Consider the following 14,459-nt stretch of genomic DNA (forward strand, 5'->3'; position numbering starts at 1 on the left):
ATACCCGTGGTTCGCCTTGTCGGTACCGCTGCGATGTCAAGTCGGGCCTGACCACCCGTAAAGCGGCCGCTTCCGCGGATGCCATGGCAGGATCGGCGGCATGGCATCGTTCTTGATCCGTGCCGGGTTGACCGGAATCGCGTTATGGATCGTCACCCTGATGGTCGACGGTATCGGCTTCGTCGGCGGTGACACCACGGCTCAGCGGATCGGCATCATCTTTGTCGTCGCGGTGATCTTCGGGCTGGTCAATGCGTTCATCAAACCGGTGGTGCAGCTGCTGTCGATCCCGCTCTACATCCTCACCCTGGGGCTGTTCCACGTCGTGATCAACGCATTCATGCTGTGGATCACCGCCTGGATCACCGACAACACCACCCATTGGGGCCTCCACATCGACCACTTCTGGTGGACGGCGATCTGGGCGGCGATCGTGTTGTCGGTGGTGAGCTGGGTGCTGTCGCTGGTGGCGGGTCGCGCCACCCGGGGCTGATGAGTGCGGCGACGTACCGACGGTGGCGCTCGCCGCCGGGCACACTGGACTGATGCCGGAGCTGCCCGAGGTTGAAGCACTCGCCGACCACCTGCGCCGGCACGCCGTCGGCTGCGACATCGGCCGCGTCGACGTGGCGGCGTTCTCGGTGCTCAAGACCTTCGACCCGCCACCGACGGCATTGCACGGCCAGACCGTGACGGGCGCACACCGCTGGGGCAAGTATCTCGGGTTGCAGGCCGGCGAACTGTTGTTGATCACGCACCTGTCCCGGGCCGGCTGGCTGCGCTGGTCGGACAAGCTGGCTCCCGCGCCGCTGCGGCCCGGCAAAGGCCCGATCGCGCTGCGGGTGCATCTAGGCACCCCGGGGAACGCACCCGGGTTCGACCTCACCGAGGCCGGCACCCAGAAGCGGCTCGCGGTCTGGCTGGTCGACGACCCGGCCAAGGTGCCCGGCATCGCCGGGCTCGGTCCTGACGCGTTGGAGGTGACAGCCGACGAGCTGGCCGGGCTGCTGGCCGGCAACACCGGGCGTATCAAGACCGTCATCACCGATCAGAAGGTGATCGCCGGCATCGGCAACGCCTACAGCGACGAGATACTGCACGCCGCACGCATTTCACCGTTCGCCACCGCGGCCAAGCTCTCCGGTGAGCAGCTCGTCGCGCTGCACGAGGCGATGTGCGTTGTCCTCACCGATGCGGTGACCCGCTCGGTCGGTCAGGAGGCCGCCACGCTCAAGGGGGAGAAGCGCTCCGGGATGCGGGTGCACGCCCGGGCCGGGCTGCCCTGCCCCGTCTGTGGGGATACCGTCCGGGAAATATCGTTCGCCGATAAGTCTTTTCAATACTGTCCGACCTGTCAGACCGGTGGCAAGGTGCTCGCCGACCGGCGGATGTCGCGGCTGCTCAAATAACCCGACCTCGTGATTGTTTAGGGTTCGTCGATCCGGGCTAGGCTGCCCGGGTGACACGTCAGAAAATCCTGATCACCGGTGCCAGCTCCGGACTGGGCGCGGGTATGGCCCGCGCATTCGCCGCACGTGGACGTGACCTGGCGCTGTGCGCCCGTCGGACCGATCGCCTCGAGGAACTGAAAGACGAGCTGATACAACAATATCCCGGCATCAAGGTCGCGGTGGCTGCCCTCGATGTCAACGACCACGACGAGGTGCCCCGGGTGTTCACGAAGTTCGCCGCGGAGCTCGGCGGAATCGATCGAGTTGTCGTCAATGCCGGGATCGGCAAGGGTGCTCCGCTGGGGACGGGCAAGTTGTGGGCCAACAAGGCCACCGTCGAAACCAACCTGGTCGCCGCGCTGGTGCAGATCGAGACCGCGCTGGAGATGTTCAAAGCCGCCGGCAGCGGGCATCTGGTGTTGATCTCGTCGGTGTTGGGCAACAAGGGTGTTCCCGGCGTCAAGGCCGCCTACGCCGCCAGCAAAGCCGGGATGTCATCGCTGGGCGAGTCGCTGCGTGCCGAGTACTCGCGCGGCCCTATCAAGGTCACGGTGCTGGAGCCGGGCTACATCGAGTCGGAGATGACGGCCAAGTCGGGGTCGACCATGTTGATGGTGGACAACGAATCCGGCGTCAAAGCCATGGTGAGTGCGATCGAACGCGAAACCGGCCGCGCGGTGGTGCCGCCCTGGCCGTGGACGCCGCTGGTGTGGGTGATGCGCCTACTGCCGCCGCGGCTCACCAAACCCTTCGCCTGAGGCCTGAGGCCCGGGGGATTCAGGACCGGTCGGCTACTTCGCCCTGCCCCGCTCAACCCGGTAGCGACGCACCAGCGCGTCGGTGGAACTGTCGGTCTGCGGCTGCGGGGAGTCGTCATCGGTCAGCACCGGCAGCAGCGCCTTGGCCTGCGTCTTGCCCAACTCCACACCCCATTGGTCGAAAGAGTCGATGCCCCACACCACGCCCTCGGTGAAGACCTGATGCTCGTAGAGCGCGATCAATTGGCCCAGTACCGAGGGCGTGAGCCGGGGAGCCAGAATCGAGGTGGTCGGGCGGTTGCCGGGCATCACCTTGTGCGGCACGACATTTGCCGGGGTGTCTTCGGCGGCGATCTCATCGGCGGTCTTTCCGAACGCCAGCACCTGGGTCTGGGCGAAGAAGTTGCTCATCAGCAGGTCGTGCATGCTGCCGGTGCCGTCGGCGGTGGCCAGGTCGTCGACGGGTTGGGAGAAGCCGATGAAGTCGGCCGGCACCAGCCGGGTGCCCTGGTGCAGCAGCTGGTAAAACGCGTGCTGGCCGTTGGTTCCCGGTTCGCCCCAAAAGATTTCACCGGTGTCGGTGACGACCGGGGTGCCGTCGGCGCGAGTCGACTTGCCGTTGGATTCCATCGTGAGCTGTTGCAGATAGGCCGCGAAGCGGTCCAGGTCGTTGGAGTAGGGCAGCACCGCGCGAGACTGGGCGCCGAAGAAGTCGGAGTACCACAACCCGATCAGGCCGAGCAGCGCCGGCGCGTTGGATTCCAGTGGTGCGGTGCGGAAATGTTCGTCGACAGTGTGGAAGCCGGACAGGAATTCGGCGAAGCGCTCTCGGCCGATCACCGCCATCACCGACAGGCCGATCGCCGAATCCACCGAGTAGCGTCCGCCGACCCAGTCCCAGAAGCCGAACATGTTCGCGGTGTCGATACCGAACTCGTCGACTCGCTCGGCGTTGGTGGAGACCGCCACGAAATGCTGCGCCACCGCGGCGTCGCCCAACGCCTCGGTCAGCCAGCGCCGTGCCGCGGTGGCGTTGGTCAGTGTCTCCAGCGTCGAGAACGTCTTCGAGGCCACGATGAAAAGCGTTGTGGCTGGATCCAAGCCGGCCAGCTTCGCAGTCAAGTCAGCCGGATCGACGTTGGAGACGAACCGTGCCGAGATGCCGGCATCGGCGTAATGGCGCAATGCCCGGTCGACCATGACCGGGCCCAGGTCCGAGCCGCCGATGCCGATGTTGACGACGGTCTCGATGCGCTTTCCGGTGGCTCCGGTCCAACCTCCGCTGCGCACCCGGTCGGTGAAATCGCCCATCGCGTCGAGCACCGCGTGCACGTCGGCGACGACATCCTGGCCGTCGACGTGCAGATCGGCGTTGCGCGGCAACCGCAATGCGGTGTGCAGCACTGCCCGATCCTCCGAGGTGTTGATATGCACCCCGGCGAACATCGCGTCGCGGCGTTCCTCCAAGCCGGCCGCCCGGGCCAGGTCGACCAGCAGGCTCACCGTCTCTGCGGTGATGCGGTGCTTGCTGTAGTCGATATAGAGGTCACCGACGATGACGGTGAACTTCTCGCCCCGGTCGGGATCGTCGGCGAAGAACTGTCGCAGGTGGGTGTCGCCGATCCGCTGGTGATGCTTGCGCAACGCGTCCCAGGCCGGCGTGGCGGAGATGTCGGGGATCTGTTGAACGGAGCTCATTCCCCGACAGTAGCGGCGAACGGGCCTTTAGTGACCGAGCCGGCCGCGGCCCAGTCGCAGCAGCAGCATCGCCAGGTCTTTGCCGTCCTGGCCGAGCTCGCTGTAACGCTCGAGCACCTTCATCTCGCGGCTGTGCACCAGTCGGGTGCCGCCGGAGGCCATCCGGGCCTTGCCGATCTCCTGCGCGACTTCGGTGCGGCGCTGGACCGCAGCCAGGATCTCGGCGTCGAGCCGGTCGATCTCGTGGCGCAGGTCGTCGATGTCGGGCAGCTGTTGGGGTTGGGCAGTCATGGGTTCGGACTCCAGATTCTCGCTGTTGGTGTTTTCTGGTCCCATCGGCGATCCGGCCTCACACAACAGACGAGCCCCGGGTCGGCGAAGCGGACCGCGGGGCCAGGCGTTGCAGCTAGACCACGGGCACCGCTGATCGGTACCCGTAGAAAAATCGACGCTGCATGTCGAGCACAAAACGAGTCTGCCACTAAGGGCCGTGCCAGCGCAAAGAGTGTCCGTGCGCGGCGGTACGTTGGGTTGCGTTATGAGTGTGCACGCGACTTCGCAAACCGATCACCTGCTCGACGGGCTCAACCCGCAGCAGCGCCGGGCTGTACTGCACGAAGGGTCGCCGCTGCTGATCGTCGCGGGGGCGGGCTCGGGCAAGACCGCCGTGCTCACCCGGCGCATCGCCTACCTGCTGGCAGCTCGCGACGTCGGGGTGGGGCAGGTGCTGGCGATCACGTTCACCAACAAGGCCGCCGCCGAGATGCGAGAGCGGGTGGTGGGGCTCATCGGCCCGCGGGCCGGCGCGATGTGGGTGTCGACGTTCCACTCGACCTGTGTGCGGATCCTGCGCAACCAGGCCTCGGTGGTTCCGGGGCTGAACTCCAACTTCTCCATTTACGACGCCGACGACTCGCGGCGGTTGCTGTTGATGATCGGCCGCGATATGGGCCTCGACGTCAAACGGCATTCGCCGCGGCTGCTGGCCAACGCCATCTCCAATCTGAAGAACGAACTGATCGACCCCGACCGGGCGCTGGCCGAGCTGACCGAGGACTCCGACGACCTGAGCCGGGTGGTGGCGGCCGTGTATGCCGAATACCAGCGCCGGCTGCGCTCGGCCAATGCCCTGGACTTCGACGATCTGATCGGCGAGACGGTGGGCATCCTGCAGGCGTTCCCGCAGATCGCCCAGCATTACCGGCGCCGGTTCCGGCACATCCTCGTCGATGAGTATCAGGACACCAACCATGCGCAGTACATGCTGGTGCGCGAGCTGGCGGGGCACGGCGGTTCAGCGAGGCTCGGACAACCGAATGAGCACGGCGAGCAGTCCGATGACGTGCCGCCCGCGGAGCTGTGCGTGGTCGGTGACGCCGACCAGTCGATCTACGCGTTCCGCGGGGCGACCATACGCAACATCGAGGACTTCGAACGCGACTATCCCGACGCGGCGACGATGCTGCTGGAGCAGAACTACCGCTCGACGCAGAACATCCTGTCGGCCGCCAACGCGGTGATCGCCTGCAATTCCGGGCGCCGGGAGAAGCGGCTGTGGACCGACTCCGGTGACGGCGAGCTGATCGTCGGCTATGTGGCCGACAACGAACACGACGAGGCGCGGTTCGTCGCGCAGGAAATCGACGCCCTGTCCGACGCGGGCACCGCCAACTACGGCGACATCGCGGTGTTCTACCGCACCAACAACGCATCGCGGTCGCTCGAAGAGGTGTTCATCCGCGCCGGCATCCCGTACAAAGTCGTTGGCGGCGTGCGTTTTTACGAACGCAAAGAGATCCGCGACATCATGGCCTACCTGCGGGTGCTGGACAACCCCGGTGACACGGTCAGCCTGCGGCGCATTCTCAACACCCCGCGCCGCGGTATCGGGGATCGTGCCGAGGCGTGCGTGTCGGTGCACGCCGAGAACACGGGCACCGGTTTCGCCGCGGCGTTGAGGGCCGCCGCAGGGGGCGGCGTGCCGATGCTCAACACCCGTGCGCAGAACGCGATCGCCGGATTCGTCGCGATGCTCGACGAACTGCGGACGCACCTGCATTCCTGCGACGAGGACCTCGGCGGCCTGGTCGAGATGGTGCTGGACCGCACCGGCTACCGCATCGAAGTCGAATCCTCCACCGACCCGCAGGACCTGGCTCGGCTGGACAACATCAACGAACTCGTCAGCGTCGCACACGAATTCAGCATCGACCGGGCCAATGCGCTCGCCGAGCAGGACGACTCGGCCGGTGACGACGAGGACATGCCAGATGTCGGCACGCTGGCGGCCTTCCTGGAGCGGGTCTCGCTGGTCGCCGATGCCGACGAGATCCCCGAACACGGTTCGGGCATGGTCACGCTGATGACCCTGCACACCGCCAAGGGGCTGGAGTTCCCGGTGGTGTTCGTCACCGGTTGGGAGGACGGCATGTTCCCGCACATGCGGTCGCTCGGCGACCCCCGCGAGCTGTCCGAGGAACGCCGGTTGGCCTACGTCGGCCTCACCCGGGCACGGCAGCGGCTCTATCTGAGCCGGGCCAAGGTGCGCTCGTCGTGGGGCCAGCCCATGCTGAACCCGGAATCGCGCTTCCTGCGCGAGATCCCGCAGCAGCTCATCGACTGGCGGCGTACCGACGCCACCGCATCACCGAGCGCTCCGGTCAGTGGCGCCGGCCGCTTCGGCACGCCGCGACCGGCGCCGAGCCGCTCCGGCAATCGGCCACTGCTGGTCCTGGCGGCCGGAGACCGGGTAACCCACGACAAGTACGGCCTGGGCCGGGTGGAGGAAGTCTCCGGAGCGGGAGAGTCGGCGATGTCGCTGATCGACTTCGGCAGTTCCGGGCGGGTCAAGCTGATGCACAACCACGCGCCCGTCTCCAAGCTTTAGCGGCGATCGCGAGCGCGGCGAAGCCGGGTGCTGTCCCCCGCAAGCGGGAGGTGCCCCCAGGTCGCCGCCAAGCGCGAGCCCGCTTTAAGCGACGCCCAGCCAGCGCTTGGTGGCCGGGTGCAGTGCGAACACGATGGTGGCGGCCTGGAGGAACGGGATGGCGTGCACGATCCACGGCACCCGCGCACCCGCGAGGAACAGGCTGCCGAAGGTCAGTAGCGCGACCACCGCCCCGATCGGGATCAGGTACTGGCCGAGCGGGCGGCGCAGCAGCAGCATGATCACGCCGGATATTGACGTCACCGCGAACACCAGACTCAAGAATCCGACCGCGACGCAGAACAGCCGGTCGGTGTGCCACCAGCTGGCGATCAGGTCGGTGGACACCACCGAGGTGGCCCAGCAGCCGATGATGGCGAACACGCAGGCGCTGATCGGAAAAACCGCCGACGGCATCTGGGACCGGGCCGGGGGAAGTGCGTCGTATGGGCGCATCGCCGGCGGTATCGGCCCAGCGCCGGTGGCGATCGGGATGGCGCCGGTAGGGGCCCGGCGGATGATACGGCTGGGGGCGCTGGCCGGATCGTTTCCGGAGGGACCGGAAGGAGTAGCACCGGTGGGCGGATGGTGGCGGTCGGTCACCAAACCAGGCTAGCGGCGATTGCAAGCGCGGCGAAGCCGGGCGCTGCAGGTCGACGCCGTCGTATTAGGCGAAATTGATCCCGCGCTTGGCGAGCCAGGCACTCGGGTCGATCCGGCTGGTGCCGTTCTGGAGCACCTCGAAGTGCAGGTGCGGGCCGGTGGAGTAACCGCGATTGCCCATCTCGGCGATCTGGTCGCCGGCCATCACGCGCTCGCCGACACTGACCAGCGACCGATTGATGTGGCCGTAGAGCGTCACGGTGCCGTCGGAGTGGCGCAGCTTGACCAGCATGCCGTAGCCGGCGCTGGCCCCGGACTCGATGACGACGCCGTCGGAGGCCGCCATGATCGGGGTGCCGATGGCATTGGCGATGTCGATGCCGGCGTGCAGCACACCCCAGCGGTAGCCGAAGTTCGACGTGAATGCGCCCTGGGTGGGCGCGACGAACAGTGGACGCTGCAGCCGGGCCTCGCGCTCGGCGCGCTCCTGGGCGTACGCGACACCCTTGGCCAGCTCCTCGTTGTGCACGACGACGTTGGCGGCGGCTTTGACCGTGATCATCTGCATGCCGTGGCTGGAAGTGGTGGTGGTGCCGTCGTTGAGCATCGTCTTGCTGGCGGCCAGCACGGCGGGCCGGGCGACGGTGTCGTCGGACGGGTGGGTGGCGGCGTGTGCCGCGGCCGCGGCCGCTCCGGCGGCCATAGCGGCGATCATCACGCGGCTCTTGACGGCGCTGGCCGGTTGGCTGCGGTGTTTTCCGCGCCGGGCGGGCAACGCGGGCAGGTCGACTGCATGGTGCGGGTGATAGGCGCGTTCGTCCGGGTAGCCGCCGCGGGGGAAGACCAGTCGCAGGACCGGCATGTTGTCGGTGTCGGTCAGGTCGTCCAACTCGGGGGCCAGCAGCACCTCGGAGACGTCGTCGAAGGCGTTCTCGCGGAATGCGGCGTCATCGAGTCGTCCGAACTCATTGAACGGGATGATGTCGGTGACCTCGGCGGGGCCGGGAACCGAAGACCGGGTCGCAGTGCCGTCGCGATGGCGGGGGACGGCCCCGCCGGGAACCGGACGCATGCGTGAACCGTGCTGCATCAGCCTGGAAGATCCTCTGGTCGTAATCAGAACGTTATAAAGACCTAGACCTGGAGACGGTAACCAGTTCCGCGCCGACTAGGCAAGCTATCGGTCGAATCTTGCCGTGAATGTGAAACGAATCACGTTAATTCCGGCGGTGAGATCTGCCACAGCGATGGTAGCGGGGTTCGGAACGTCGCCGCGGGGTCGATACAGTGCCTCCGGGGTGAAAACTCCGCAATCCGACACCGCCGGCGCGCCGGCACCCATATAAGACAGTGAGCCCATGGATCTATTCGAGTATCAGGCGAAGGAACTGTTCGCCAAGCACAGCGTGCCCACCACGCCCGGCCGAGTAACCACCTCCGCCGAGGACGCCAAAGCCATCGCCACCGAAATCGGTCGGCCGGTCATGGTCAAGGCCCAGGTCAAGGTGGGTGGCCGCGGCAAGGCCGGTGGCGTGAAGTACGCCGCCACCCCGGAAGACGCCTTCACCCACGCGCAGGACATTCTCGGCCTGGACATCAAGGGCCACGTCGTCAAGAAGCTGCTGGTGGCCGAGGCGAGCGACATCGCCGAGGAGTACTACATCTCCTTCCTGCTCGACCGGTCCAACCGCACCTACCTGGCCATGTGCTCGGTCGAGGGCGGCATGGAGATCGAAGAGGTCGCCGCCACCAAGCCGGAGCGGCTGGCCAAAGTGCCCGTCGACGCGGTCAAGGGTGTCGACCTGGCGTTCGCCCGTTCCATCGCCGAACAGGGCCACTTGCCCGCCGAGGTGCTCGACGCTGCCGCCGTGACCATCCAGAAGCTGTGGGAGGTCTTCGTCGCCGAGGATGCGACCCTGGTCGAGGTCAACCCATTGGTGCGCACCCCCGACGACCAGATCCTGGCACTCGACGGCAAGGTCACCCTCGACGGCAACGCCGAGTTCCGTCAGCCCGGTCACGCCGAGTTCGCCGACATCGACGCCACCGATCCGCTGGAGCTCAAGGCCAAGCAGCACGACCTCAACTACGTCAAGCTCGACGGCGAGGTCGGCATCATCGGCAACGGCGCCGGCCTGGTCATGTCGACGCTGGACGTCACCGCCTACGCCGGTGAGAAGCACGGCGGCGTGAAGCCGGCCAACTTCCTCGACATCGGCGGCGGCGCCTCCGCAGAGGTGATGGCCGCCGGTTTGGACGTCATCCTGGGCGACAAGCAGGTCAAGAGCGTCTTCGTCAACGTGTTCGGCGGCATCACCTCCTGCGACGCGGTGGCCAACGGCATTGTGTCGGCGCTGAAGATCCTCGGCGACGCCGCGACCAAGCCACTGGTGGTCCGGCTCGACGGCAACAACGTCGAAGAGGGCCGGCAGATCCTGGCCGATGCCAACCACCCGCTGGTAACCGTCGTCGGAACCATGGACGAGGCCGCCGACAAGGCCGCCGAGCTCGCCCACGCCGGAAAGGACGCTTAAGCATGTCGATCTTCGTCAACAAGGACAGCAAGGTCATCGTCCAGGGCATCACGGGTAGCGAGGCCACCATCCACACCGCCCGGATGCTGCGGGCCGGCACCCAGATCGTCGGCGGGGTGAACGCCCGCAAGGCCGGCACCACGGTCACGCACGAGAACAAGGGCGGCCAGATGGTCAAGCTGCCGGTGTTCGGTGGCGTGGCCGAGGCCATGGAGAAGACCGGCGCCGACGTGTCCATCGCGTTCGTCCCGCCGAAGTTCTCCAAGGACGCGATGATCGAGGCCATCGACGCCGAGATCCCGCTGCTGGTGGTCATCACCGAGGGGATCCCGGTGCAGGACAGCGCCTACGCGTGGGCCTACAACTCCGATAAGGGCAACAAGACCCGGATCATCGGGCCGAACTGCCCCGGCATCATCACTCCCGGCGAGTGCCTGGTCGGGATCACCCCGGCCAACATCAGCGGCGCCGGCCCGATCGGCCTGGTGTCGAAGTCCGGCACGCTGACCTACCAGATGATGTTCGAGCTGCGGGACTTCGGCTTCTCCTCCGCGATCGGTATCGGCGGCGACCCGGTGATCGGCACCACCCATATCGACGCCATCGAGGCGTTCGAGAAGGACCCCGACACCAAGGTCATCGTGATGATCGGTGAGATCGGCGGCGACGCCGAGGAGCGGGCCGCCGACTACATCAAGGCCAACGTCACCAAGCCGGTCGTCGGCTACGTGGCCGGGTTCACCGCTCCGGAGGGCAAGACCATGGGTCACGCCGGCGCGATCGTGTCCGGTTCCTCGGGTACCGCGGCCGCCAAGCAGGAGGCCTTGGAGGCCGCCGGCGTGAAGGTCGGCAAGACCCCGTCGGCAACCGCGGCGCTGGCTCGGCAGATCCTCGAAAGCCTGTAGCAGTTCACTGCCGAGCAGACGCAGAATCGCACCCGGACAATTCCAGGACTGCGATTCTGCGTCTGCTCGCGCTAGGAAGGTGAGCACATGAGCATCGATCCGCGCACACCCGTCGTCGTCGGCGTCGGGCAGGCCGCCGAACGCATCGACGACACCGACTACCGCGCCATGTCGCCGGTGGAGTTGGCCGCCGCCGCCGCGCAGGCCGCACTGGTCGATTCGGGTGCCGACCCCATCCAGGTCGCGCAAGCCATCGACGCGGTGGTGGCCACCCGGGCGTTCGAGAATTCAATTCCGAAAGCACCTGCGCCACTCGGTAAATCGAACAACTTCCCGCGCTCAGTGGCACGTCTGATCAGCGCGGACCCGGCTCGGGCAGTGCTGGACAAGGTGGGCGGTCAAGGGCCGCAGAAGCTGCTCAGCGAGTTCGCCGGCGAGATCGTGGCCGGCACCGCCGACGTGGTGCTGTTGTGCGGATCGGATGCGACCTCGACACTGCGCCATTTCGCCAAGGCTGACGACAAGCCGGATTTCAGCGAGACCATCGACGGCCAACTCGAAGACCGGGGTTTCGGTCTCGAGGAGTTCGTCGAGCACTACACCGTCATCCACGGGCTCACCGGTGCGCCGGTGCAGTACGGCCTGCTGGAGAATGCCCGCCGCGCCCGGCTGGGCCTGAGCCCGGCTGACTACCTGCAGGCCATGGGGGAGCTGTTCGCCCCGATGTCCAAGATCGCCGCGAAGAACCCGTTCTCGGCTTCGCCGGTGGAACGGTCGGTCGATGAGCTGACCACCATCAGCACCACCAACCGGATGATCTCCGACCCCTACCCGCGGCTACTGGTGGCGCGCGACCAGGTCAATCAGGGGGCCGCGGCACTGCTGATGTCGGTGGAGGCCGCCCGGCGCCTGGGTGTCCCGGAAGACCGCTGGGTGTATCTGCACGGGCACGCCGACATGCGCTCGCCGCGCCTGCTGGAGCGCCCCGACCTGGGCGCCTATCCGGCTGCCGTGGCGGCCACCACCACCGCGCTCGCGATGGCCGGGATCGGCTTCGACGACGTCGCGGCCATGGATCTCTACAGCTGCTTCCCGGTGCCGGTGTTCAACATCTGCGACGCCTTCGGCCTGGCCGCCGACGACCCGCGCGGCCTGACCCTGACCGGCGGACTGCCGTTCTTCGGAGGCGCCGGCAACAACTACTCGATGCACGCCATCGCCGAGGCCGTCGCGGCGGCCCGAAGTGCCCCAGGGCAATTCGCGTTCGTCGGCGCCAACGGCGGCATGATGAGCAAGTATTCGGCCGGGGTGTATTCGGCTGTCCCGGCGCCGTGGACACCGGATCGCAGCGCCGAAGGCCAGGCTGAGATCGACGGCGGCGCAAGCGTTGTCGTCATCGAGAGCGCCGAGGGCCCCGCCACGATCGAGACCTACAGCGTCCGCTACGACTGGGAGACCCGGACCGGGATCATCATCGGCCGGCTCGACGCCGACGGCAGCCGGTTCCTGGCCACCAGCGAGGACGAGGATCTGGTGGCGCTGCTGTCCGACGGCGAGCCGCTGGGAACGCCCATCACGGTGCGTGCCCTGGACTACGGCAACCGCTGCTCGCTGTCGTAAGAACCCCCGCGAGCGTGCCCGCTACGCGCTGAGCCCCAGTTTGCCGGCCAGCCGTTCCACGTAGGCGGCGACTTCGGCTTCGGGCTTGTCGGGCAACCCGAACAACGTCTCGGTGACACCGATCTCGGCCCAGCGCGCCAGCTTCTCGGGCACCGGCTTGAAATCCAGCGCTACGATCTGCGGCGCCCCGTCGCGTCCGGCGCTCGCCCAGGTGTCTTGCAGCAGCTTCACCGGTTCCTCGATGTCGAAGTCGCGCGGCGTGGTGATCCAGCCATCAGCGCTGCGGGCGATCCACTTGAAGTTCTTCTCGGTGCCGGCCGCACCCACCAGCACCGGAATGTGCGACTGCACCGGCTTGGGCCAGGCCCAACTGGGACCGAAGTTGACGAACTCCCCCTCGAAGGATGCTTCCTCCTGGGTCCACAACGCGCGCATCGCCTCCAGATACTCCCGCAGCATCGTGCGCCGCCGCCCCGGCGGCACACCGTGATCGGCCAGCTCGTCGGTGTTCCAGCCGAAGCCGACCCCCAGGCTGACCCGCCCACCGGAGAGGTGATCGAGCGTGGCGATCGATTTCGCCAGCGTGATCGGATCATGCTCGACCGGCAGCGCCACCGCCGTCGACAGGCGGACCCGTGAGGTCACCGCACATGCCGCCCCCAGGCTCACCCAGGGGTCGAGCGTGCGCATATACCGGTCGTCGGGCAGTGACTCATCCCCGGTGGTCGGATGCGCGGCTTGGCGCTTGACCGGAATATGGGTGTGCTCGGGCACATAGAACGTGGTGAAGCCGTGCTCATCGGCGAGTCTGGCCGCTGCTGCCGGGTCGATACCACGGTCACTGGTGAACAACACAAGCCCGTAATCCATATCCGTGATTAGAACGTGTTCCTGTTCGGCGGGCAAACGGGGGTCCCCCTACGGCGCGGTGTTGACCCACCGGGTGCAGCCGCAAGTGCGCTAGCGTGGATGATCGAACCCGCGCCGCACCGCCCACCGGCTCACAAGCACAGGAGAGGTCATGACCTACTCGTCCGGGAACCCCGGCTACCAACCTGCCCAACCGCCAGGCTCCTACGGACCCCCGACTTCCTCGACGCCGTCGTTCGCGAAGTCGGCAGATGTCGAGAGCAAGTTGCCGCTGTACCTGCAGATCGCGGTGGTGGTGCTGGGCTTCGGTGTTTATCTGGCGAACTTCGGTCCGATCGTGACCGTCACCGACGGCGAGTACCCGCTGATCCTCGGCGATGCCGGCCACACGGTTCCGCTGGCGTTGCTGGCAGCACTGCTGGCCGCGGTGGGCCTGCTGCCCAAGGCGAAGCTCTACACCGCCGTGGTCGCCGTAGTCTCCTCGCTGGGGGCACTGCTGGCGATTTCGACCATCGCCGATTCCGGCGACAGCTACACGATCGGCTGGGGCTTGTGGCTGGTGTTGACCTTCAGCATCCTGCAGGCCGCCGCCGCGGTCGGGGCGCTGCTGCTGGAGTCCGGAGTCGTCACCGCCCCGACTCCGCGTCCCAAGTACGACCCCTACGCGCAGTACGGGCTGCCGCCTGGTGGCAACTACTACGGTCAGCCGGGTCAGCAGGGTCAGCAGGGTTACGGACACCAGGGTCCGCAGCAGTCCGGATACCCGTCCTACGGCGGCTACCCGTCCGCGCCGTCCAGCGGAGGCTTCGGCGCCCAGTCGGCCCCGTCCTCCTCTTCGGCGGGCGGGTTCAACACCGGTCCACAGCAGCAAGCGCAGTCGGCGCCGCAGGGCCCGCCCACGCCGCCGACCGGATTCCCCAGCTTCAGCCCCCCGCCGGCCGGCGGTTCGGGCAATTCCTCGACGAGTGGCCAGGGCGGATCCGGTCAGGGCCAGAGCTCGACCGGCGACCAGCAGTCGCAGGGCGGCTCCGCCCCGTCGGGGCCGGCGCAGCCCTAACTCGCACCCGCGCGCCGAGTTGAACGTGCCCGCAGCG

Annotated in this window: 13 protein-coding genes and 1 pseudogene; 9 read left to right on the forward strand and 5 right to left on the reverse strand. The window is 67.2% G+C overall.

The annotated features are described in order from the left end of the window. Window positions 1–100: 100 nt before the first annotated feature. The 4 genes and pseudogenes from ACZYY4_RS14395 (at window position 101) to ACZYY4_RS14410 (ending at window position 2,209) form a co-directional block, all read left to right on the forward strand. Entirely contained in the window at window positions 101–493 is a 393-nt protein-coding gene (locus ACZYY4_RS14395) for a phage holin family protein (RefSeq protein ID WP_463810676.1), read from the forward strand. Between the two features lie 52 nt (window positions 494–545). Beyond that, window positions 546–791: pseudogene (locus ACZYY4_RS14400) on the forward strand (DNA-formamidopyrimidine glycosylase family protein); the annotation flags it as partial. A 150-nt stretch (window positions 792–941) separates the two neighbouring features. Then, window positions 942–1,409, forward strand: a complete 468-nt coding sequence (locus ACZYY4_RS14405; RefSeq protein ID WP_463810839.1) for a zinc finger domain-containing protein — start codon at window positions 942–944, stop codon at window positions 1,407–1,409. A gap of 50 nt (window positions 1,410–1,459) precedes the next feature. After that, window positions 1,460–2,209, forward strand: coding sequence for an SDR family oxidoreductase (locus tag ACZYY4_RS14410; protein ID WP_463810677.1), 750 nt, complete (start codon window positions 1,460–1,462; stop codon window positions 2,207–2,209). 33 nt (window positions 2,210–2,242) lie between these two features. On the opposite strand, the gene pgi is transcribed toward ACZYY4_RS14410, so the two are convergent. Continuing rightward, complete coding sequence (pgi, locus tag ACZYY4_RS14415) at window positions 2,243–3,907, reverse strand: glucose-6-phosphate isomerase (RefSeq protein ID WP_463810678.1); 1,665 nt, start codon at window positions 3,905–3,907, stop codon at window positions 2,243–2,245. A 27-nt stretch (window positions 3,908–3,934) separates the two neighbouring features. Continuing rightward, complete coding sequence (locus ACZYY4_RS14420; protein WP_463810679.1) at window positions 3,935–4,243, reverse strand: chorismate mutase; 309 nt, start codon at window positions 4,241–4,243, stop codon at window positions 3,935–3,937. Window positions 4,244–4,445: 202 nt separating this feature from the next. On the opposite strand from ACZYY4_RS14420, the gene pcrA reads away from it, so the two are divergent. After that, entirely contained in the window at window positions 4,446–6,794 is a 2,349-nt protein-coding gene (gene pcrA, locus ACZYY4_RS14425) for a DNA helicase PcrA (RefSeq protein WP_463810680.1), read from the forward strand. Between the two features lie 84 nt (window positions 6,795–6,878). Here pcrA and ACZYY4_RS14430 read toward each other — a convergent pair whose 3' ends face one another. Beyond that, entirely contained in the window at window positions 6,879–7,436 is a 558-nt protein-coding gene (locus ACZYY4_RS14430) for a hypothetical protein (protein WP_463810681.1), read from the reverse strand. 64 nt (window positions 7,437–7,500) lie between these two features. Further along, complete coding sequence (locus ACZYY4_RS14435) at window positions 7,501–8,508, reverse strand: M23 family metallopeptidase (protein ID WP_463810682.1); 1,008 nt, start codon at window positions 8,506–8,508, stop codon at window positions 7,501–7,503. Window positions 8,509–8,794: 286 nt separating this feature from the next. Here ACZYY4_RS14435 and sucC point away from each other — a divergent pair, with 286 nt between their 5' ends. The 3 genes from sucC (at window position 8,795) to ACZYY4_RS14450 (ending at window position 12,495) form a co-directional block, all read left to right on the forward strand. Further along, on the forward strand, window positions 8,795–9,970 hold the full coding sequence (gene sucC, locus ACZYY4_RS14440; RefSeq protein ID WP_463810683.1) for an ADP-forming succinate--CoA ligase subunit beta: 1,176 nt from the start codon (window positions 8,795–8,797) through the stop codon (window positions 9,968–9,970). A gap of 2 nt (window positions 9,971–9,972) precedes the next feature. Further along, window positions 9,973–10,875 carry a succinate--CoA ligase subunit alpha gene (sucD, locus tag ACZYY4_RS14445; protein WP_463810684.1) on the forward strand — a complete coding sequence of 301 codons (903 nt, stop codon included), beginning with the start codon at window positions 9,973–9,975 and terminating at the stop codon, window positions 10,873–10,875. 87 nt (window positions 10,876–10,962) lie between these two features. Beyond that, entirely contained in the window at window positions 10,963–12,495 is a 1,533-nt protein-coding gene (locus ACZYY4_RS14450; RefSeq protein ID WP_463810685.1) for an acetyl-CoA acetyltransferase, read from the forward strand. Window positions 12,496–12,516: 21 nt separating this feature from the next. Here ACZYY4_RS14450 and ACZYY4_RS14455 read toward each other — a convergent pair whose 3' ends face one another. After that, complete coding sequence (locus tag ACZYY4_RS14455; RefSeq protein ID WP_463810686.1) at window positions 12,517–13,365, reverse strand: LLM class F420-dependent oxidoreductase; 849 nt, start codon at window positions 13,363–13,365, stop codon at window positions 12,517–12,519. Window positions 13,366–13,516: 151 nt separating this feature from the next. Here ACZYY4_RS14455 and ACZYY4_RS14460 point away from each other — a divergent pair, with 151 nt between their 5' ends. After that, window positions 13,517–14,422, forward strand: a complete 906-nt coding sequence (locus tag ACZYY4_RS14460) for a DUF5336 domain-containing protein (RefSeq protein ID WP_463810687.1) — start codon at window positions 13,517–13,519, stop codon at window positions 14,420–14,422. Window positions 14,423–14,459: the final 37 nt, after the last annotated feature.

It is taken from the genome of Mycobacterium sp. IDUB_21 (genome assembly GCF_055419425.1).

Bases quoted from the DNA above. Each gene is read 5' to 3' on its own strand.
- ACZYY4_RS14450 (WP_463810685.1), top strand. From the start codon at position 10,963: ATGAGCATCGATCCGCGCACACCCGTCGTCGTCGGCGTCGGGCAGGCC.
- ACZYY4_RS14395 (WP_463810676.1), top strand. From the start codon at position 101: ATGGCATCGTTCTTGATCCGTGCCGGGTTGACCGGAATCGCGTTATGG.
- sucC (WP_463810683.1), top strand. From the start codon at position 8,795: ATGGATCTATTCGAGTATCAGGCGAAGGAACTGTTCGCCAAGCACAGC.
- ACZYY4_RS14455 (WP_463810686.1), bottom strand. From the start codon at position 13,365: ATGGATTACGGGCTTGTGTTGTTCACCAGTGACCGTGGTATCGACCCG.
- ACZYY4_RS14420 (WP_463810679.1), bottom strand. From the start codon at position 4,243: ATGGGACCAGAAAACACCAACAGCGAGAATCTGGAGTCCGAACCCATG.
- ACZYY4_RS14460 (WP_463810687.1), top strand. From the start codon at position 13,517: ATGACCTACTCGTCCGGGAACCCCGGCTACCAACCTGCCCAACCGCCA.
- sucD (WP_463810684.1), top strand. From the start codon at position 9,973: ATGTCGATCTTCGTCAACAAGGACAGCAAGGTCATCGTCCAGGGCATC.
- pcrA (WP_463810680.1), top strand. From the start codon at position 4,446: ATGAGTGTGCACGCGACTTCGCAAACCGATCACCTGCTCGACGGGCTC.
- pgi (WP_463810678.1), bottom strand. From the start codon at position 3,907: ATGAGCTCCGTTCAACAGATCCCCGACATCTCCGCCACGCCGGCCTGG.
- ACZYY4_RS14435 (WP_463810682.1), bottom strand. From the start codon at position 8,508: ATGCGTCCGGTTCCCGGCGGGGCCGTCCCCCGCCATCGCGACGGCACT.